This window comes from Symbiopectobacterium purcellii (genome assembly GCF_019797845.1).
GTDB lineage: Bacteria > Pseudomonadota > Gammaproteobacteria > Enterobacterales > Enterobacteriaceae > Symbiopectobacterium > Symbiopectobacterium purcellii.
The window spans coordinates 4,136,454-4,157,217 of the sequence record NZ_CP081864.1; the positions used below are offsets into that span (position 1 = coordinate 4,136,454).

14 protein-coding genes, 4 tRNA genes and 2 pseudogenes are annotated in these 20,764 nt (G+C 55.0%); 15 read left to right on the forward strand and 5 right to left on the reverse strand.

Annotation, left to right across the window (positions count from 1 at the left end):
* The first annotated feature begins 106 nt into the window (after positions 1-106).
* Both csdA and csdE read left to right on the forward strand, forming a co-directional pair.
* The gene (gene csdA, locus K6K13_RS19175; RefSeq protein WP_222158409.1) at positions 107-1,312 is read left to right on the forward strand and encodes a cysteine desulfurase CsdA; all 1,206 of its coding nucleotides are present in this window, start codon (positions 107-109) and stop codon (positions 1,310-1,312) included.
* A gap of 43 nt (positions 1,313-1,355) precedes the next feature.
* The gene (gene csdE, locus K6K13_RS19180) at positions 1,356-1,793 is read left to right on the forward strand and encodes a cysteine desulfurase sulfur acceptor subunit CsdE (RefSeq protein WP_222161179.1); all 438 of its coding nucleotides are present in this window, start codon (positions 1,356-1,358) and stop codon (positions 1,791-1,793) included.
* Between the two features lie 385 nt (positions 1,794-2,178).
* On the opposite strand, the gene tcdA is transcribed toward csdE, so the two are convergent.
* Positions 2,179-3,000: a tRNA cyclic N6-threonylcarbamoyladenosine(37) synthase TcdA gene (gene tcdA, locus K6K13_RS19185; protein ID WP_222158410.1), complete on the reverse strand. Its 822-nt coding sequence runs from the start codon at positions 2,998-3,000 to the stop codon at positions 2,179-2,181.
* A 91-nt stretch (positions 3,001-3,091) separates the two neighbouring features.
* Positions 3,092-5,239 (reverse strand): annotated as a pseudogene (locus tag K6K13_RS19190) (molybdopterin-dependent oxidoreductase).
* Between the two features lie 573 nt (positions 5,240-5,812).
* On the opposite strand from K6K13_RS19190, the gene K6K13_RS19195 reads away from it, so the two are divergent.
* The 8 genes and pseudogenes from K6K13_RS19195 to K6K13_RS19230 all read left to right on the forward strand — a co-directional run bounded on the left by K6K13_RS19195 (position 5,813) and on the right by K6K13_RS19230 (position 14,790).
* Entirely contained in the window at positions 5,813-7,417 is a 1,605-nt protein-coding gene (locus K6K13_RS19195) for an ABC transporter substrate-binding protein (protein ID WP_222158411.1), read from the forward strand.
* 55 nt (positions 7,418-7,472) lie between these two features.
* Positions 7,473-8,459 carry an ABC transporter permease gene (locus tag K6K13_RS19200; RefSeq protein WP_222158412.1) on the forward strand — a complete coding sequence of 329 codons (987 nt, stop codon included), beginning with the start codon at positions 7,473-7,475 and terminating at the stop codon, positions 8,457-8,459.
* 49 nt (positions 8,460-8,508) lie between these two features.
* A complete protein-coding gene (locus K6K13_RS19205) occupies positions 8,509-9,396 on the forward strand; it encodes an ABC transporter permease (RefSeq protein ID WP_222158413.1) in 888 nt (295 codons plus the stop codon).
* Positions 9,393-11,120, forward strand: a complete 1,728-nt coding sequence (locus tag K6K13_RS19210) for an ABC transporter ATP-binding protein (protein WP_222158414.1) — start codon at positions 9,393-9,395, stop codon at positions 11,118-11,120. The genes K6K13_RS19205 and K6K13_RS19210 overlap by 4 nt, the downstream gene beginning before the upstream one ends.
* A pseudogene (locus tag K6K13_RS19215) lies at positions 11,117-11,896 on the forward strand (SDR family oxidoreductase). Before K6K13_RS19210 ends, K6K13_RS19215 begins: the two are co-directional and overlap by 4 nt.
* A gap of 9 nt (positions 11,897-11,905) precedes the next feature.
* Positions 11,906-13,102, forward strand: a complete 1,197-nt coding sequence (locus K6K13_RS19220) for a M20 aminoacylase family protein (RefSeq protein ID WP_222158415.1) — start codon at positions 11,906-11,908, stop codon at positions 13,100-13,102.
* Positions 13,103-13,117: 15 nt separating this feature from the next.
* Positions 13,118-13,867, forward strand: coding sequence for a TetR/AcrR family transcriptional regulator (locus K6K13_RS19225; protein ID WP_222158416.1), 750 nt, complete (start codon positions 13,118-13,120; stop codon positions 13,865-13,867).
* Positions 13,868-13,872: 5 nt separating this feature from the next.
* On the forward strand, positions 13,873-14,790 hold the full coding sequence (locus K6K13_RS19230) for a 4-hydroxy-tetrahydrodipicolinate synthase family protein (protein WP_222158417.1): 918 nt from the start codon (positions 13,873-13,875) through the stop codon (positions 14,788-14,790).
* A gap of 69 nt (positions 14,791-14,859) precedes the next feature.
* Here the strand turns inward: K6K13_RS19230 and K6K13_RS19235 are convergent, their stop codons facing one another.
* Together K6K13_RS19235 and mltA are read right to left on the reverse strand one after the other, a co-directional pair.
* On the reverse strand, positions 14,860-15,573 hold the full coding sequence (locus tag K6K13_RS19235) for an oligogalacturonate-specific porin KdgM family protein (protein WP_222158418.1): 714 nt from the start codon (positions 15,571-15,573) through the stop codon (positions 14,860-14,862).
* Positions 15,574-15,835: 262 nt separating this feature from the next.
* Positions 15,836-16,966 (reverse strand): murein transglycosylase A, encoded by a 1,131-nt coding sequence (gene mltA, locus K6K13_RS19240; protein WP_222158419.1) that lies wholly within the window; start codon positions 16,964-16,966, stop codon positions 15,836-15,838.
* A 215-nt stretch (positions 16,967-17,181) separates the two neighbouring features.
* On the opposite strand from mltA, the gene K6K13_RS19245 reads away from it, so the two are divergent.
* The 4 genes from K6K13_RS19245 to K6K13_RS19260 all read left to right on the forward strand — a co-directional run bounded on the left by K6K13_RS19245 (position 17,182) and on the right by K6K13_RS19260 (position 17,627).
* Positions 17,182-17,258 (forward strand) — tRNA-Met (locus K6K13_RS19245).
* A 46-nt stretch (positions 17,259-17,304) separates the two neighbouring features.
* Positions 17,305-17,381 (forward strand) — tRNA-Met (locus tag K6K13_RS19250).
* A gap of 46 nt (positions 17,382-17,427) precedes the next feature.
* Positions 17,428-17,504: transfer RNA gene (locus tag K6K13_RS19255), tRNA-Met, on the forward strand.
* A 46-nt stretch (positions 17,505-17,550) separates the two neighbouring features.
* Positions 17,551-17,627, forward strand: a tRNA-Met gene (locus K6K13_RS19260).
* 83 nt (positions 17,628-17,710) lie between these two features.
* On the opposite strand, the gene amiC is transcribed toward K6K13_RS19260, so the two are convergent.
* Positions 17,711-18,955 carry an N-acetylmuramoyl-L-alanine amidase AmiC gene (gene amiC / locus K6K13_RS19265; RefSeq protein ID WP_222158420.1) on the reverse strand — a complete coding sequence of 415 codons (1,245 nt, stop codon included), beginning with the start codon at positions 18,953-18,955 and terminating at the stop codon, positions 17,711-17,713.
* A 399-nt stretch (positions 18,956-19,354) separates the two neighbouring features.
* Here amiC and argA point away from each other — a divergent pair, with 399 nt between their 5' ends.
* Positions 19,355-20,680, forward strand: coding sequence for an amino-acid N-acetyltransferase (argA, locus tag K6K13_RS19270; protein ID WP_222158421.1), 1,326 nt, complete (start codon positions 19,355-19,357; stop codon positions 20,678-20,680).
* Positions 20,681-20,764 lie beyond the last annotated feature (84 nt).

Here is a 20,764-nt window from a genome sequence, read left to right on the forward strand (position 1 = left end):
CAGTGTTAAGCCTAGCAAAAGCATTTCAATATGCGTTTAGGGATCGTCCTAAAACTTGTTTCCCCGTGAAAAATGCGACAGGATCGTCTGCCAGAAGAGGAACACCATGACAGCATTCAATCCCGCAACCTTTCGTAATGATTTCCCTGCGCTCGCGCAATCCGGCGTTTATCTGGACAGCGCAGCAACGGCGCTCAAGCCCCAGCCGGTCATTGATGCCATCTCGCAGTATTACACCGCCGAGACCGGCAATGTGCACCGCAGTCAATACGCTCACGCACAGCAAGTGACGGCACGGTTCGAGCAGGTTCGATGCACAGTAGCCGCCTTGCTTAATGCCGACGATCCGCGTTGCATCGTGTGGACGCGCGGAACGACAGAAGCCATTAATCTGGTGGCACAAAGCTATGCACGTCCGCGTTTGCAGCCGGGTGATGAGATTATCGTCAGCGAAGCGGAACACCATGCCAACCTCATTCCCTGGCTGATGGTGGCGCAACAAACCGGTGCTCGCATCGTCAAGCTGCCCATTGGTGTGGATGCCCAACCGGATCTGGAGGCGTTAGCCGACCTGATCACGCCACGCACGCGCCTGCTGGCACTGAGCCAGATGTCGAATGTGACGGGGGGCCAACCCGATCTGGCAAAAGCGATCGCGCTGGCGCATCAGGCGGGAGCAGTGGTGATGATCGACGGCGCGCAAGGCATTGTGCACGGCGCACCGGATGTACAGGCGCTGGATATCGATTTTTACGCTTTCTCCGGCCACAAACTTTTTGGCCCGACGGGTATTGGCGTGTTGTACGGCAAGGCCGACCTGCTGGAATCCATGCCGCCCTGGCACGGCGGAGGGAAAATGATGAGCGCGGTCTCTTTTGATGGATTTACACCTCAGGCCATTCCTCAGCGATTTGAAGCAGGCACCCCGGCGATTGCCGAAGTGCTCGGGTTAGGGGCTGCGCTGACCTGGATGCAAGGCTATGACTGGCGCGCTGCGGAGCACTATGGCCAAGGATTGGCGCAGTTGGCTGAACAGCAGTTGGCGCGTTTCCCCTGTTTTCGCTCACTGCGCAGTCCCAACGCCACCATCCTGTCGTTTACCCTGTCCGACGTGCATCCGAACGATCTGGCAACGCTGCTTGCAGAGCAGCAAATTGCCGTTCGCGCCGGGCACCATTGCGCTCAACCGTTATTCGCGGCACTCGGACTTGATGGCGCAGTACGTGCCTCTTTTGCGCCGTATAATAACGAGCATGATGTCACTGCGCTGGTAACGGCGGTTGGCAATGCGTTGGATTTACTGCGAGATTGATTGACGAACAATGGAACTGGCTTACACCATGACACAACATCCCATGACAGAGCACACCGATCACCCTTTTGGCAGTGCCATTACGGCAGAGACCTTACAGCACATCTTCGATGCCTGCCGTTCGTGGGAAGCGCGTTATCGGCAATTGATTCTGCTGGCCAAGCAGCTTCCAGCCCTGCCGGAGGCGTTGAAAAACGATACCATCGCCCTGTCCGGCTGTGAAAATCGCGTCTGGTTAGGCTATGAGAAACAGCAGGATGGACGATTACACTTTTACGGTGATAGCGACGGGCGAATCGTGCGTGGTTTGTTAGCCGTGTTGCTCACCGCGGTAGAAGGCAAACAGGCAGCCGATTTGCTTGGGCAAGATCCGTTGTCCCTGTTTGACCAACTTGGCTTGCGCGCGCAGCTCAGCGCCTCACGCGCCAGCGGCTTGTCCGCGCTGGCACAACGTATTCACGCCATAGCCGCACAGGCCTAGCCCTAGTTAGGCTCTGAGAAAGCGCGTAAAACAGCCTTGTTTTTAATTCTTTAAATTAGTTGACGTTATAACGCGTAAAAAAATAACGCTGAGGGGAACGAGACCACAGGGTGAGCGGCAGGACGCCGCGAAAGTCAGCGCCGCGTCGGGAACGCGTCGCTGGCGGCCCGTCAGTGGGCTCGGGCCCAGAAGGCACCGCGTAAGCGGCGTTATTTTCCGCGAAAAGCCAGGGGCCTCGGGGCGAAGGCGATTGAGCGCCCCGAGTCGGGCGCGTGCGATGTACGAAGCAAATAACCGAATAGGTTAACGCGCACGAAACACTCACTGCCCCAACAAAAAGACTGGGTCTCAATTTGTGGGGACTCCTCGACACTTATCGTACCGCTCAGGAAGCCTTCTGCTGCGCTTCGCGCGCTGCCTTAGCCATCATTTTCTTTAACGCGTGGGATACCGCGACAAAACCAAAGGTCGCGGTCACCATGGTGGCGGCACCGAAACCGGAGGCGCAATCCATGCGTTTTACCCCCTCCGCGGTACTGCGCGATGCGCACACTGAGCCATCGGCCTGCGGGTACATCAACGGCTCATCGGAAAACACGCAGTCGATGCCTAAGCGACCTTTGCTGTTCTTGACCACGTTGAAATCATGTTTAAGCCGCTCGCGCAGCTTGGCCGCCAGCGGGTCTTGAATGGTTTTGGCAAGATCCACCACGCTGATGCGTGTCGGATCGATTTGCCCACCCGCCCCGCCGGTCGTCACCACCGGAATTTTATAACGACGGCAATACGCCAGCAGCGCCGCTTTCGGGCGCACGCTGTCAATCGCATCAATCACATAGCTAAAGCCGCGGTTAAGATACTCCGCCACATTATCCACCGTGACGAAATCATCCACGCAGGTGACCTGACATTCAGGATTGATGGCACGGATACGTTCCGCCATCACTTCCGTTTTGGCCTGCCCGGTATGTTCGCGCAGCGCGTGAATCTGCCGGTTGGTGTTACTGACACAGACGTCATCCATATCAATCAGCGTAATTGCACCAATGCCGGTACGCGCCAGCGCCTCTGCGGCCCAGGAACCCACGCCGCCAATGCCGATAACGCACACATGCGCCTGTGCGAACAGCGTCAACGCCTGCTGACCGTATAACCGCGCTGTGCCGCCGAAGCGTTGCAGATAGGCTTCGGATAACGTACCACTCATGACCACCAACCTTTAACTCTGATAATCGCTGTAAAAAAACAGGCCCGATCATAAAGCGATCGAGCCTGTTACGCTACTGGTGTGATGAAAATCAGGCCGCCGCTACGTCCACCAGGCAGCTCATGGCATTCGGTCCCTGCGTGAGCGGTGAGGTGCCAATGTCCAGCGTTAGCACGGTCACGCGGACCCCGGCATAAATTCGACCACGTTCGTTAAAGACCTCCACCTGCTGCTCATCAACAATACCGCGCGCATTGGCATCCTGCGGGTGCATATACAGCGTCTCTTTCCCTGCGGTTTTGTTCGCCGCCACCTGCGGCGTCGCGGCCAGTTGGCTGTGCAAACGATCCTATGGCTGAATGGAAATAAAATGCAGCGGCCAGCGCTCTGCGGTTTCGGCTCCGAGCCACTCGACGGGCGGACGCCATTCTGGATGTGGGGCAAAATCCTCATAGCCGTAACGGGCGATAGTATCGCTGTACAGTTCAATCTTGCCGCTCGGCGTTTGCAGCGGATGCTGTTCAGGGCTGTTGCGGAAGGCATCAAAGAACACAAACGGCTTCTCACCCTGCGGCACATCCAGATGCCCACGCTGCCAAAACGCGTCAAACTCAGGCCATTCCACGCCCTGCTGACGCCCACGACACTCTTCATACAGCGCTTCCAACCATGCCTGCTCATCACGCCCTTGGGTAAAGGCATCGCCATAACCCAGTCGTTCTGCCAGCTCGCTGAAAATATCATAGTCATTGCGCGCCTGATGTTGCGGCGCAATCGCCTGATGCATGGCGAACAGATGGCGATCGCGCGACGATCCGCCCAGATCGTTACGTTCAAGCGTGGTGGTCACGGGCAGCACGATGTCAGCCATCTGCGCCGCGGGCGTCCACACGATATCCTGTACGATAACCGTTTCAGGCTTGCGCCAGCCTTCAACCAGACGGTTAAGCTGCTGGTGATGGTGAAACGGATTGCCACCGGCCCAGTGAATCAGATGAATGTCGGGGTAACGATGGGTTTCACCCTTAAAGGTATAGGGCTGGCCGGGGTTCAGTAGCATATCGGCAATACGCGCCACCGGAATGGCACGCCCTGGGTTCTTCACCGAGGGGGATTCTGGCGCGGGCGATGCGATACGCTCATTACCAACACCGTTCATGGAACCGTGACCAAAGGAGAAACCACCGCCCGGCAGGCCAATCTGGCCCAACATCGCCGACAGCGCGATCATCATCCAGTACGGCTGCTCTCCGCGATGGGCGCGCTGCACCGAATAGGCACAGGTGATAAAACTGCGCACGCCAATCAGTTGTCGCGCCAGACGACGAATACGCTCGGCGGGAATGCCGGTGATGGCGCTGGCCCACTCCGGCGTTTTCGGGGTGCCATCGCGTTCACCGGTCAAATAGTGGCGTAACGCCTCATAGCCCACGCAATAACGCCGCAGAAAATCGGTGTCATCCGCACCCAGTCGCTGAATTTCGTAACCGAGCGCCAGCATCAACGCCACATCGGTATTGGGACGAATCGGGATCCACTCGGCACCGAGAAATGCTGGACAGTCGTCGCGCATCGGACTGATGTTGATAACCGGAATATTTTTCTCAGCCAGTTGGCGCAATGCCGGTTCCAGGCTGTGATATCCCGCGCCACCGGACGCCACCTGCGCGTTTTTCAGCGCCAATCCGCCAAACGCGAGGAAAATGTTGCAGTGTTCTAACACGCTGCGCCACTCCGTTACCTTGCCGGTGAGCGGCTGAAAGGTACCAATAACGTAGGGCAAAAAGAATTGCGCCGCACCCCAGCTGTAGTTTCCTTGTTGATCAACGGCACCACCGCCAGAGAAATAGAAACGTCGCACCTGCGAACGCGCATGATGAAAGCGCCCCGCAGAAGACCAACCGTAGGATCCGGCGAACAGACCGTCCGCCCCGTAACGATCGCGCACGCGCCGGTTCTCCTGCGCCACCAGATCGAGCGCAACATCCCAGTCTACCTCAACAAAATCTTCTTTGCCGCGCAGCGCACCATCGCTGTTTTCACGCTTTTGTAACCAGGAACGGCGCACGGCCGGGCGGCGAATACGCTTGTCGGAATAGACCAGCGGCACAATAGAATCAAGCATCGCGGAGGGGGCCGGATCGCTGGCAAACGGCTCGCAGCGGATCAGTTTTCCGTCCTCCACGACGGCGGTAAAAGCGCCCCAATGCGCCAGATGTGGATAACGCTGAATAGCCATTCGCAACCTCAATACTTTTTCGTGTCACCCTGGATAGCGGGACAACGCAGCCCTGGTAAGAAACAACGCCAAAATATGGCGTTAAAAAATCGTGAAAACAGTGTCGTAAAAAACAATGCCACAGTTATAAAAGAAATACCCCAGACACTTCAAGTACGCGGGTTATGCGGAATATAGCTTTGCTTATGCAGATTTAAACGTTTGTTTAAAACGCACGTTAGGATAGGGTTTAACCGCAATAAGCCAGTCGAAAAGTTTGCCTCAGCAACGGGCTGTGATTGATTCGCCACCACGCGAAAATAATAAATAATCAATTGTTTTAGTTAGTTTTTATTGAATAGTAGATACCAAAACCAGGAATTCATGATGACTCGCACACTGACAATCCCTTTATTTATGACCCGATGTTAGTTTCCTGATAGTGATTTCTCGATCGCCGTGATTACCGTACTTTTCCTCTGAATAGCGCGTCGAATTGTTACGCTGTCAGGCTGGTATATCAGCGAAAAAAACGCTCACAAAAAACCGCATAATCGACAGGGATAATATCCCTGAAAAATACGGATAAATACCATGAAACATAAAGCGATATTATCTGCGCTGATAATGGCAACCTCATTATTCAGTCTGCCGGGGTTAGCCGATACGGCAACGCCGCAACCGGGTGTAACCCCGCAACGCGGCGGCACGCTCAACTTTCTGGCCGAGCCCGAACCGCCAGTCCTGACCAGTCTGGTCAGCACCAGCGGCGCGGTGATGAAGGTTAACGCCAAAGTGATCGAAGGGTTGCTGGATTACGATTTCAACATGAACCCGGTGCCACAACTGGCGACCAGTTGGTCTGTCAGCCCGGATGGCAAAGCGTACACCTTCCATTTGCGTCAGGGTGTAAAATGGCATGATGGCAAAGACTTCACCTCTGCGGATGTCGCCTTCTCCATTCTCACCGTGAAGCAATATAACTCACGGGGTAAGGGCACGTTTGCTAACGTTACCGAGGTAAAAACGCCGGATCCTTATACCGCTATCATTGAGCTGTCGCAGCCTGCGCCCTATTTGCTGAGTGCGTTTTCAGCCAACGAAGCGCCGATGGTGCCCAAACATCTCTACGAAGGCACCAATATTCTCTCCAACCCGCACAACACCGCACCGATCGGTACTGGCCCGTTTGTGTTTAAAGAGTGGGTACGCGGCAGCCATATTCTGTATGAGCGCAACCCGAACTACTGGGATCAGCCCAAACCTTATATCGATCGTTTAGTGGTAAAAATCATTCCTGATGCTGCCACGCGCACCATTGCCCTGGAAACTGGCGCGCTGGATCTGGGCAGTGATACGCCCATCCCGATGAGTGAAATTGAGAGCATCAAGAAGAACCCGAAACTGGGCATTGAAACCCGCGGTTATGGCTACAGCCCGACGCAAACCCGTATCGAGTTCGACCTGGATAACCCGTACCTGAAAAATCTCAAGGTGCGTCAGGCGATTGCGCACAGCATCAATCTCGATGTGCTGAAAAAAGTGGTGTGGTATGGCTATGCCTCGAACTCTCCCACCGGGATTACGCCGGAACTGACGCAGTTCCACGACAGCACGCCATCACCGTACAATTTCGATATCGCCAAGGCAAACAAACTGCTGGATGAAGCGGGCTTCCCCCGTCAGGCCAACGGTATTCGTTTCCAACTGGTACACGATTTTATGCCTTACGGTGACAGCTTTAAACGCGTTGCTGAATACCTGAAATCCGCGCTGGCCAAAGTGGGGATTGACGTCACCATCCGCTCGCAGGACTTCGCCACCTTTGTTAAACGCGTCTATACCGATCGCGACTTTGACTTCAACAACGGCTCCATTTCCAACCTGTTCGATCCGGCGGTTGGTGTCCAGCGTCTCTACTGGTCGAAAACCTACTCACCGGGCGTGCCGTTTGGTAATGGCTCGCACTACAGCAACCCGGAAGTAGATCGTTTGCTGGAACAGGCCGCCGTTGAGACCGATCAGGCGAAACGCGTGGAGTTGTACAAACAGTTCCAACGCATCATCGCGACCGAGATTCCGGACCTGAACCTGTTGCAGATCAACCGACTGACTATCTACAACAAGCACGTCCACGGCTTTATCAACGGCATTCAGGGTGTGAATGGCAGCCTGGCTGACGTGTGGATTGAACAGTAAGTAATACGACAGTCCCGCGACGGCGGGACTGTGTTTTTTTGATAGAGGTAGGGCGATGAACAGATTGCAACGCACCCGACGTATTTTGCAACGCACGCTATTGCATGCGCTGCCCACGACGCTCGGCATCGTGATCGTGGTATTTTTTCTGCTGCAACTGGTACCGGGCGATGCCGCCGACGTACTGGCTGCCGAAGCGGGCAGCGCTACCGCAGAAACCATGACGATGCTGCGCGCCCAGTTCGGACTGGATCAGCCTATTCTTTCCCAACTTCTCAGCTACCTTGGCAACCTCAGCCACTTCAGCCTCGGCTTTTCACCGCGCTATAACGCCCCCGTGATGGACCTGATCATGGCACGGCTACCCAGCACGCTGCTGCTGATGCTGCTTTCACAGACCATCGCTATCGTAGTCGGGATCGCGCTGGGCGCAGTAATGGCGGTATGGGCAGGGAAATGGCCTGACCGCGTGCTGTCGCTGCTGGCACTGCTGCTCTACTCCACGCCGGGGTTCTGGATCGGGTTGATGACGCTGATTCTGTTCTCGGTGCAGCTTGATTGGCTGCCGAGCGGCGGCAACATCACCATCGGCGCCGATCTCACGGGCTGGGCCTACGTCGCGGATATGCTGCGTCACGCCATTTTGCCGGTGCTGGCATTGAGCAGCTTTTTTATTGCCATTTACGCCCGCTTAACCCGCGCGGCGATGCTGGAAATCGCCCAGCAGGATTTTGTACGCACCGCCCATGCCAAAGGACTGACCCCGTGGTTTGTCACTGTGCGCCACATTTTGCGCTGCGCGTTGCTGCCGATCACCACGGTCGCAGGTATGCACTTTGGCAACCTGCTCGGCGGCGCTGCCGTCGTCGAAACGGTATTCAGTTGGCCTGGACTCGGTCGGCTGGCGCTGGAGGCTGTGATGGCTCGCGATTTTAACGTACTGCTGGGTGTACTGCTGCTTTCTGCTCTGCTGGTGATTGTGGCGAATATTCTGGTGGACTTACTTCAGTCCTGGTTGGATCCGCGCATTAAAGCGCACTGAGCCTGGCCAAAAATCACACCAGAATACAATGAAATAGGTAATTCCTGACATGAGTAACCTTGTTGATGAAAAAGGCCCTGTGCGCCGCACGTTCCGCCTGTCGCCTGAAGTGAACGCCTTTTTGCGCAATCCTTCAGGCATGGCGGGTTTTCTGATGCTTTTGGCGGTGGTGGCGATGGCGTTTCTCGCCCCGTTCATCTACCCCGGCGATCCTTTGGATATGGTGGCACAGCCGTTTTTATGGCCCGGACAGGACCCCCAGTTCCCACTGGGAACCGATTCGCTGGGTCGTGACGTGGCCGCCGGCATTGTGCACGGTTCACAGGTTTCGTTGCAGATAGGCTTCAGCGCCGTGTTGGTCAGCCTGGCCATCGGCACCGTCGTCGGTGCATTGGCGGGCTATTTTGGCGGCATAATCGACGACGTTTTGGTGCATATCACTGAACTGTTTCAAACCTTTCCCACGTTCTTACTGGTGGTCGTGCTGGTCGCGCTCGGTAATCCCTCGATTGGCCTGATATCCAGCGCAATCGGCATTGCGTCCTGGCCGACCATTGCCCGTCTGGTTCGCGCGGAGTTTCGTTCGCTGCGCGCCAGTGACTTTGTCATGGCAGCTCGCAGTCAGGGCTTTTCGTCGCTGCGCATTATCTTTCAGGAAATGCTGCCGAACGCGCTGCCGTCGATCATCGTGACCACCTCGGTCATGGTGGCATCGTCCATTCTGATTGAATCCGCGTTAGCGTTTCTCGGTTTTGGCGATCCCAACCGGGTCAGTTGGGGCAGCATGATCGGTGCCGGTCGCGAATCGCTGCGCACCGCCTGGTTCCTCACTGCCCTGCCCGGCGGCGCACTGGTGCTGACCGTGTTATCACTCAATCTGGTCGGCGATGCGCTTAACGACGCGTTGAATCCCCGTTTGCGCAGGAGAGCATCATGACATCGTTACTCACCATCAACGATCTGCGCGTCACTTTTCCCGGCCATGAGGCGGTGCGTGGTTTAAACCTGACCCTGAATGCCGGTGAAACGCTGGCACTGGTGGGGGAATCCAGTTGCGGAAAATCCGCCACCGCCCTGTCGCTGATGCGTCTGCTGCCTGACAGCGCGCGTTTGCAGGGGGAAATTCTGTTTGACGGGCAAAACCTGCTGACATTGTCCGATGCACAAATGCGCCAACGGCGCGGCAATCAGCTTTCGATGATCTTTCAGGAGCCGATGACATCGCTAAATCCGGTGTTGAGCATCGGCCAGCAAATCGCAGAAACGCTGCATGTGCACCAGCAATTAACCCCAGCCGCTGCGCGCAAACGCGCCATTGAATTACTGGATCTAGTGCGGATCCCCGAGCCAGCGCGGCGCGTTGATGATTACCCGCATAACCTCTCCGGCGGACAGCGCCAGCGTGTGATGATCGCCATGGCGGTTGCCTGCCAGCCGCGTTTGCTGATTGCCGATGAACCTACCACTGCGCTCGACGTCACCATTCAGGCGCAAATTCTGGCGCTACTGGACAGACTGAGACGCGAATTGTCGATGGGGCTGCTGCTGATCACGCACGACCTCGGTTTGGTGTCGCAGTGGGCCGATCGCGTGGCGGTCATGTACGCCGGGCAAAAGGTCGAAGAGGCTGCCACCACGCAGCTGTTCAGCACACCGCAACACCCCTATACGCGCGGTCTGCTGGGCACCTCGCTGCATATGGATCAGGATATGCATTACCGGGATTCGCGCCTGCCGGAAATACATCATCAATCGGATGCACAAGGTTCTGCTTTCTCACTGATTACACCACCGCCGCTGGTGCACAGCCCGCGTCAGACCGATCAACAGCCGCTGCTGTCGCTGCGCGATATCCACACCGAATACCAGACCGCACAAGGGAAAGTCAGCGCAGTGAATGGCGTATCGCTGGATATCCACCCGGGGGAAACGCTGGGGCTGGTTGGCGAATCCGGTTGCGGAAAGTCGACCTTGTCAAAAACCATTCTGCGCCTGCTGCCGACCTCGCAGGGCAGCATCATTTTTGACGGTGAGGATATCACCCATCACAGCGGATCACGCCTTGCTTCACTGCGTCAGCGTGTGCAGATGATATTTCAGGATCCTTACGCGTCGCTTAACCCGCGCCACAGCATTCAGCACATTCTGGAAACACCACTGGTGGTACACAACATGGGTTCACGTGCCGAACGCCAACGCGCCGTACGCGAAATCCTTGATAAGGTCGGGCTACCCCAACGCAGTCTGGAGCGTTACCCACACGAATTTTCTGGTGGACAGCGCCAACGCATCGGGATAGCTCGCGCACTGGTGATTAAACCGTCGCTGGTGATCTGCGATGAGCCGGTCTCTGCACTGGATGTGTCCATTCAGGCACAAATTCTCAACCTGCTGGTGGAATTGAAAAACGAGATGGGGCTGGCGCTGCTGTTTATCTCGCACGATTTGGCCGTGGTGCGCTATATCGCCGATAACGTGATGGTGATGCACAACGGCAACTGCGTTGAACAGGGCGACAGTTACCGCATCTGGCACCAGCCGCAACACCCGTATACCCGAAAATTGATCGATGCAGTCCCGGGCGCAACGCCGCGTACGGCACAAGAGATCCCGGCGAGCACCACCCCCACCGTCCACCTGACAGAGAGACAAACGGCATGAATTTGGGCATTCAAGGAAAAAAAGCATTGGTGTGGGGAGCCAGCCGAGGGCTGGGAAAAGCAGCCGCACTGCAACTGACACAAGAAGGGGTTGAAGTCACCCTACTGTCACGCACCGCACAGGCACTGCACGAAGCCCAAGAGAGCATTTTGCTGCAAACCGGCGTGCGCCCGAACGCCGTTGTGGCGGATATCACCACAGAAGCAGGCCGACAAGCGGCCATGAATGCCTGTCCTGCGCCTGACATACTGATCAATAACGCCAGCGGCCCAACGCCAGGTGATTTTCGCGAATGGCAGAGACAGGATTGGCTCGATGCGCTCGACAGCATGATGCTCGGCCCGATTGCCATGATACGCCTCACCGTTGATGGCATGGCTGAGCGCGGTTTTGGTCGCATCATCAACATCACCTCGCGCAGCGTCAAGATCCCACAGTTGGAACTGGGCTTATCCAACATCGCGCGTTCCGGCCTGACGGGCTTTGTCGCCGGATTGGCGCGCACGCAAGTGCACCGCAACGTGACGATCAACAATATTCTGCCCGGCATCTTCGATACCTAAGGCCAATGGCACCATATCCAGTCGTTGAGCGAACAAACCGGGCGGGATTTTGCAACCATCCACAAAGAACGCGCGGCGGCGAATCCGGCTCAGCGCTATGGTCAACCCGAAGAGTTTGGTGCCACTTGTGCGTTTCTCTGCTCACAGCAAGCCGGATATATCACCGGACAAAACCTGCTGATTGATGGCGGCAGCTATCCCGGTACTTTTTAAGGAATCATCATGACGCCATCTGTACCCACAGCAGAGACACCGCGCGTCAATAAGGCGACAGTCGACACCTTATTGCCCGAACTGACAGCACTGCGCCGCCAGATTCACCAGCACCCGGAAATCGGTTTTGAAGAGTGGCAAACCGCACGTTTAATTGCGAGCACCTTAACCGAATGGGGCATTGAGGTTACCACCGATATCGGCGGGACCGGCGTCGTCGCCACGCTAAAAGGGCGCTATCCCGGCTCTGGGCGCCTTGGCCTGCGTGCCGATATGGATGCGCTGTATATCCATGAGCAAACCGGGCTGCCTTATGCCTCTGCGCACCCAGGCAAGATGCACGCCTGCGGCCATGATGGTCATGTGACCATGCTGCTCGGCGCAGCGCGTTATCTGTCGCTACACCCCGATTTTGCTGGCACCGTGCATTTTATTTTTCAACCAGCGGAAGAAGGGTTAGGCGGTGCACCGGCCATGCTCAACGACGGCTTGTTGGAACGCTTCCCCTGCGATGCCCTTTACGGTTTGCACAACAAGCCGGGCGTCCCCCTCGGTACGTTTGCGCTGCGTGCTGGGCCGATGCTGTGCGCCAGCGACACCTGGCAGGTGGTGTTTCGCGGCACGGGAGGGCACGGAGGATCGGGGGCTCATCTGTCCATCGACCCCACGCTGCCCGCCGCACAGTTTATTAGCGCGTTACAAACTATCGTCAGCCGTAACGTACCTGCAATGGAATCCGCCGTGTTGAGTATCGGTCATATTCAGGCGGGTGATGCCAATGCGCCGAACGTCATTCCCGACAGTGTGCGCATCAAAGGCACGGGGCGCAGCTATTCGCCCGCCATTCGTGAATTGCTGGCTTCCCGCCTTGAAACGCTGGCGCAGCATTGTGCCCAGGGTTATGGCGCACGCGCGGAAGTGACTTATGACTATCAGTACCCGGTGCTGGTAAACGATGCCGACGCCACCGACCGTGCCATTCGCGCCGCCCATAAGGTCGCCAGCGTGAATCCGAACATGACACCGCTATTGGGCGCGGAAGATTTCGCCTACATGCTGGAACAGCGCCCTGGCGCATTCATGATGGTCGGTAACGGCGATACCGCCGCGCTGCATACGCCGCACTATGACTTTAACGATGACCTGATTCCTGTCGGCGTCCAGTATTGGGCCCCGCTGGTGTATCAGGAGCTGCAAAGCGCCTGAATCAAGGATACTGCCATGACCACAGCGACAAGAGACAAGCAACCGGAAATCCGTCAGCGCATCCTGCAAGAGGCCATTGCGCGTTTTGCCCATAAAGGCGCTGAGCTGACCACTATCCGTGAAATTACTCAGGCCACGCAGGTGAATCTGGCCTCGGTCAATTATTACTTCGGCTCCAAAGATGGCCTGCTGCACGCGGTGCTGGACGCGGTTCTGGGCCCGTTGAGCGAAGCGCGCGCGCATCTGCTGGATGCCGCCGAAACCCGCTATGGCGATCGTCCCATTCCGATTGATGTGCTGCTGGATGCACTCCTGCGCCCACTGGTGAAAACCGCCAAAACCCCCGATGGGGGACGTATTGTGGTGCGACTGTTGCAGCACTTACGCGCCACACCGGAACACAGCGTCACGTCATTGCTTTCCGCACAGTTCGACCATGTAGCGCATCGGTTTATTGATGCACTTTCTCGCACCTTGCCACATCTGGCGCGTGCAGAGGTGATTTGGCGTTATGAATTTGCCCGCGGTGCCGCCATGCATGTGCTGACCGATGCCGATCCACGTTCAGGCAGGCTGGCTTTACTGTCACACGGGCTGTGCGATAACCGTGACGACGAACAAGTGCTGGCGCATTTGCTCACCTTCGTCAGCACCGGTTTTTGCGCGCCTTCCCATAATGATATCTCGCATATTCACCGCATGGAGGCGACATCACACGCGTCGTCCATGCCGTTATTCACACCGTCAGGAAATAATGCAGGCTGAAAACCATGAGTAAACCAAAAATTGAAGGCTCCTTTGTAGCGCTGATTACCCCGTTCAACGAGGATGGCAGCGTCGATTTCGGCGCATTTGAGACTCTGTTGCAGTTCCAGGCTGAAAACGGCACCTCCGCCGTGCTGATCATGGGCTCTACCGGTGAAGTCTCCATGTTGTCAGCCGAAGAACGTAAGGCCATTATTCACCGCACGGCGAAATTCCGTCAGGGCGACATGAAGATTTTCTTCGGTTGCACCGGCAACAACACTGACACTACCATCGATTATGTGCGCTATGCGCAAGATAACGGCGCAGATGGCGCGATCATCGCAGCACCGGCCTATATTTGTGCACCGGAAAGCGATATCGAAAGCTATTTCCTTGAAGTCGCGGATGCCACCGATTTGCCGCTCGGGATCTACAACAACCCGCCGCGCGTCAAATCCGATCTGCACTGGACATCACTGCTGCGCATCTTCAAACACCCGAACTATGTCGTGCATAAAGAATCCACCACCCGCGTGGGGCAGGTGGCGCAAGTGCTGGCTGGCAACCCGGACGTTTCGGTTATGTGCTGTGACTCCCCGAATCTGGGGCTGGTGGTTCCGACCATGTCACTCGGTGGACACGGCACCGCCAACATGACCGGCAACCTTGCGCCGGCAAAGCTGGCAGAAATCTCACGCCCGTGGAAAAACGGTGACGATGCTGCGCGCTTCCGTGCCGCTTATCAACACTTGCTACCGCTGCTGCACTACACCTATTCGGCCATCAATCCGGTGGCGGTAAAATCGCTGATGAAAGCCATCGGCTTACCAGCAGGTAACCTGCGTCGGCCGCTGCGCGACCTGCAAGGCGATGCACTACAGAACGGTATTCGTATCGTCAACGAACTGGGTCTGAGCAAAAAGTACGGTTTTAAAGGTTGATGCTTTAACGCTGCATAAAAAAGCCGCCTGAATAATCAGGCGGCTTTTATTTTATCACTACATATCTCATCAGAAACTGTATTGAACCCCAACGCGATAACGTGTTTGACGATTATCCGTGGTTCCTGATTCAGGCACATTTCCCACCGCCACGAAGGGACGCCAGTTTTTATCCCACTTGTAGCTCAACTTCACATCATGACCAAAAGAATAACTGTCGTTATCTGCCAATTTTATGCCAGCAGCATTGGCTTTTTGATAATCCAACTCATATTCAACTGTGTAGTTTTTAAGAAAGTTATAGGCAATCACCGAGGTTAGATTATAACCATTTTCAGATGTACGACCCGACGTTCCAATATTACCGCTGGTGCGTTTATAATAGGGGCGATAGCGCAATGAGACAGAAAGATCGTTAGTCAGATTGGCTTTACCTCGCAAATAGGGACGGTAATTATTGACGCTAGACGTTGAATCCAGAGAAAAACCTGGCTCTAACGAGAAGGTTTTATTGAAGTTATACAAATAGCTGGCAATCACTTCCGTGCCGTTGCTGACACTTTCGTTAAACGGTTTGTTTGGCGTTTTATCATTGGCGTGCTGTCCCCAACGAGCCTCGACGGACAGACCGAAACCTTGCTCAAAACGATGAGAAAACAACAAACGATCTTTATGATCGCCGTTTGAGGTATTTTTGAATTCGTGACGATAATCGATGGTTGCCGCAAACGTATTGAGCGCAACCAATGAAGTAATTGCCAACGTTACTAATTTTAATTTCATGGTATTTCCCCGAGAGTCAAACTGCATTACCGCTATTATGATGACGTCAACAACTTCGCAGACGAAGGTGATCCCAACCGCGATAAATGACGGCGTATCAAATTGATGCGCCAGAGGAGTGTAACAATAAGTTCATTTTTGCAAACAAAGTTATATTTATTACCTTATCCAGAATATGGCATAAGCAATAATAATAAAATAAACCGTTGCTCAATAAAAAGGCCGGAAAAGTTATTCTTTCCCGGCACAGATAAAAGATACGTTACCGTGAGGCGCTTTGCATTAATAAAGGCGTAGTGCTAAAGGGAGACGCTGCATTATTTTTCAGCACCCAGACGCGGCCATAATGGTTGTAATATCCGGCAGCATGACCGGCCTCATGCCCGATCCCCTGATAGATATCAAAATGCTGGCCTTTGATGGCTCCCCCCACGTCAAGCGCTACCATCATGCGCATTTCGTAACGACCGGTGAATTTCCCTTCGTTGTTAAGCAACGGAACTTCTGCCAGCAAGGCCGTACCCGGCGGGATTAGCGAACGATCGGAGGCTACAGAGGCTTTGGCAATCAGCGGCACGGCGCTGGCCCCCTTCACCGGCGCGGATGACATCGGTTTAAAGAAAACAAAAGAAGGATTCTGCTCCAGCAGTTCACGCACAGCATACGCAGAGTGTGTCTCACCCCAGTGGCGGATCGCCTGCATCAACATCTCTTCTTTAGGCACTTCGCCTCTGTCGATCAACACCTTACCAATACTGCGATAGGCGTGCCCATTCTTGCCGCCATAGGCAAAGAAGGTCAGCGGTCGGCCATCACCGAAATCCACATAGCCGCTCCCCTGCACTTCCATCAAAAAGTTATCCATCAGCGAGTTGGTCCAGGCCAGGACATTGCGTTCGCCCAGCGCACCAGCATAAATGCCCGCCCGATCGGGTAAGCGACGACTCTTTTTGTTGGGGGCTGGCATACCATAGAGCGGGTGCTGGAATTCGCCCTGACGGGTGTAGCGCGCCTGCACGACCGGCGTGTAAAACCCGGTAAACTGCACGTTACCAAAATTATCCACGCCCTCCATTTGCCAGGCATTAAGCCCGAACTGGCTCAGGTTACGCGTGTCGGCACCGGCCTGCATCCAACGCTGAATGGCCTGAAAGATGTCCTGATTACGGTCATACAGCGCGGGGGAAGCATTCTTAATCTCTGTCACCTGGCTAACGAAGTCGCCCGCATTAACCGGCTTTCCGGTAGCGTTGGGTTCATTAACGAGCGCAAGCGGCTGCTCAAGTCGCCCATCTTTATACTGCTGCCCACGGTCGGTCGGCCTGGACTGACACCCGGCCAGAATGGCGATCACCACCCCGGTCAGCACATATTTCCCCCAACATACTCTCATTTTCTTTTTCGCTCTCTTTACCGCACGACAAATCAGTGGATGCACAATAACAAAGGCATCTCTATAAGAAAACGCGCCAAATACCATAACCGCGTGAATAAGGACAAAAAATAACCAAAGTGCAGATAAAATCGGCAGGCGTGCCGCTAAGATCCCTTTTTGCTCAAATAGAGGTTGCATACCCAGCGATGGAGAGTATAGTGCGCATCCACGGACGCGGGGTGGAGCAGCCTGGTAGCTCGTCGGGCTCATAACCCGAAGGTCGTCGGTTCAAATCCGGCCCCCGCAACCAATTGATGTCAAGACATCATAGAAAGTCAGATAAAGCGTAATACGGACGCGGGGTGGAGCAGCCTGGTAGCTCGTCGGGCTCATAACCCGAAGGTCGTCGGTTCAAATCCGGCCCCCGCAACCAATTGATGTCAAGACATCATAGAAAGTCAGATAAAGCGTAATACGGACGCGGGGTGGAGCAGCCTGGTAGCTCGTCGGGCTCATAACCCGAAGGTCGTCGGTTCAAATCCGGCCCCCGCAACCAACTGATGCCAAGACATCAGATAAAGTCAGATAACGTGTAAGACGGACGCGGGGTGGAGCAGCCTGGTAGCTTGTCGGGCTCATAACCCGAAGGTGGTCGGTTCAAATCCGGCCCCCGCAACCAAATTCTTGAATCAAGAAACTTACCAACAATAAACACCCTGACGGGTGTTTTTTTGTTTTTACCCTCTCAATACCGCAAGCGCCTCACTTACGATTGCCCACGCTGGCAAAGTACGCTTTTATCCCTGCCAGAATAGATTCCGCAATCTGCTGCTGAAAGTGGCTGGTGCGCAATTTACGCTCTTCTTCCAGATTACTGATAAACGCCGTTTCTACCAGAATCGAGGGGATATCGGGTGCTTTTAACACCGCAAACCCGGCCTGATCGACCTTATTCTTATGCAGCTTATTCACTTTGCCGAGTCGCTTAAGGATTTCACCGCCAAATTTCAGGCTATCGCTGATGGTGGCAGTCTGCACCAGATCAAACAGCGTATGGTCGAGATAACGATCGCCACTCATGCCCACACCGCCAATCAGATCGGATTCGTTTTGCGTTTCCGCCAAAAAACGCGCTGCGGTGCTGGTCGCGCCTTTCTTCGACAGTGCAAACACCGAAGAGCCGCGTGCCGCGCGGTTGGTAAAAGCATCTGCGTGAATCGAAACAAACAGATCGGCACGCTGCTTGCGTGCTTTCGCCACCCTCACGCGCAGGGGAATAAACACATCCTCATTGCGCGTCATGTACGCCTTCATATTGGGTTCACGTTCAATCAGGCTGCGTAACCGCCGTGCGATCTGCAACACGATGTCTTTCTCACGCGTGCGATTTTTACCAATGGCGCCGGGATCTTCACCGCCGTGACCGGGATCGAGCATGATAACCAACGGACGATCGCGCCCCGCTTTGCCTGCCAACGGCGCTTCCGGCGGTAATTTACTCTCCAGATCTCCCTTATTGTAATCTTCCAGCAGCGCCAGTAGCGGATCGTCGGCATTGTCATAGCGCCCTACCGCCGGGTAGAGATCCAACACTAAGCGATGTTTAAACTCGGCGATGGGATCGAGAGTAAAAACTTTCGGATTGGAGGCTTGCTTCAGTTCTAACACCAGGCGCACCGTTTTAGGATCAAACTGCCCAATGCGGGCTTCTTTGATCAGCGGATCGTCAGACTGAAACTGCTGCGAAACCGTTTTCAACACGCTGTTAAGTTGGATATCTTCGATATCCACAACCAGCCGGTCAGGGTTGGTTAGCATAAACTGCTTGTATTTTAACGTGCGGTTAGACTCTAGCGTGACGCGGGTATAGGCTGAAGAAGGCCAGACGCGAACGGCGATCACCTGGGCGGCAGCGGCCCATCCGGCACCGCTGACACTCAATAACCAGGTTGCCGCCGCGCCTTGCAAGAGGCGGCGGCGAGTCTGATTGTGATTCGAATAAGACATGCCACTCCAATTCGTTATGCTGTCGTTATTATGGTGCTGTAGTCATTGTGATGCTGTCGCAAGCAGACACTGGCGCAAGTGCTCAAACGGTGATGTCAGGCAAAAAAAACACAGACCAACAGAAAATTTGCTGCGATATTACGCGAAAAAGATAAAGTCAGTATTAACAATGTGAAAACTTTAACGAATCTTCCCACCTCTGTCATGTAAAAATCATTGTGACGGCGTATAAATGGCCGGAGAGCAAGTCAGTCATTCACAACGGAAATCAGCCCACTCCGAGAAACAGGGCAATAACGCGGAACACGACCGAATTGTGAGACTTACTCCTTGCCTTTTCGTTCAATTAGAATAAAAATACACAAATTAAGAATAAAAATTCACTCAGAGAGGCTCGCAGTGAAGGAACGTAGTACAGAACTGGTCCAAGGCTTCCGCCATTCGGTTCCTTATATCAATGCGCATCGCGGCAAAACCTTTGTCATTATGCTGGGCGGTGAAGCCATTGAGCATGAAAACTTCGCCAACATCGTCAACGATATTGGTCTGCTGCATAGCCTCGGCATCAAGCTGGTGGTGGTCTATGGTGCCCGTCCGCAGATTGACGCCAGCCTGACCACACACCATTTCGAACCGCGTTATCATAAGCATACCCGTGTCACCGACAGCAACACGCTGGATCTGGTGAAACAGGCCGCAGGCATGCTGCAACTGGATATCACCGCGCGTCTTTCCATGAGCTTGAATAACACGCCGCTACAGGGTGCGCACATCAACGTGGTAAGCGGTAACTTTATTATTGCCCAGCCATTGGGGGTGGATGATGGCGTGGACTACTGCCACAGCGGTCGCATCCGACGTATCGATGAAGCGGCGATACATCGTCAGTTAGACAGCGGCGCCATTGTGCTGCTCGGCCCGGTTGCCGTCTCCGTCACGGGCGAGAGTTTCAATCTGACGTCTGAAGAAGTGGCTACCCAGTTGGCGATTAAACTGAAAGCCGAGAAAATGATCGGCTTCTGTTCATCTCAAGGGGTTACCACGCAGGATGGCACCATCATTTCTGAACTGTTCCCGGATGACGCCCAGCGCTGTATTGAAGAGCGCGAAGCCGATGGCGATTATAACTCGGGAACCGTGCGTTTCCTGCGTGGCGCCGTGCGCGCATGCCGGAGCGGCGTGCGGCGTAGTCACCTGATCAGCTATCAGGAAGACGGGGTATTGGTGCAAGAACTGTTTTCTCGCGACGGTATCGGTACCCAGATCGTTATGGAGAGCGCGGAGCAAGTGCGCCGTGCCACCATTAACGATATTGGCGGCATTCTCGAGCTGATCCGCCCACTGGAGCAGCAGGGAATTCTCGTGCGCCGCTCACGCGAACAGCTGGAAATGGAGATCGATAAGTTTACCGTGGTCGTCCGCGATAACCTGACCATCGCCTGCGCCGCGCTGTATCCGTTCCCTGAAGAGAGCATCGGAGAAATGGCCTGCGTCGCGGTACATCCTGACTATCGCAGTTCCTCGCGTGGAGACATGTTGCTACAACGCGTTGCGGCACAGGCGCGTCAGCAGGGGTTGAAGAAACTGTTCGTGCTCACCACACACAGCATCCATTGGTTTCAGGAGCGCGGCTTTCAGCCCGCCGAGGTGGAGATGCTGCCCAAACGCAAGCAGGAACTGTATAACTACCAGCGTCGTTCCAAGATCCTGGTGATCGACCTGTAGTCCTCGCGTATCACGCCGGTATGCAACCCTGTATACCGGCATTGCCATTATCTCCCCCCCGAGCAATCGCGCAGAGACTTATCG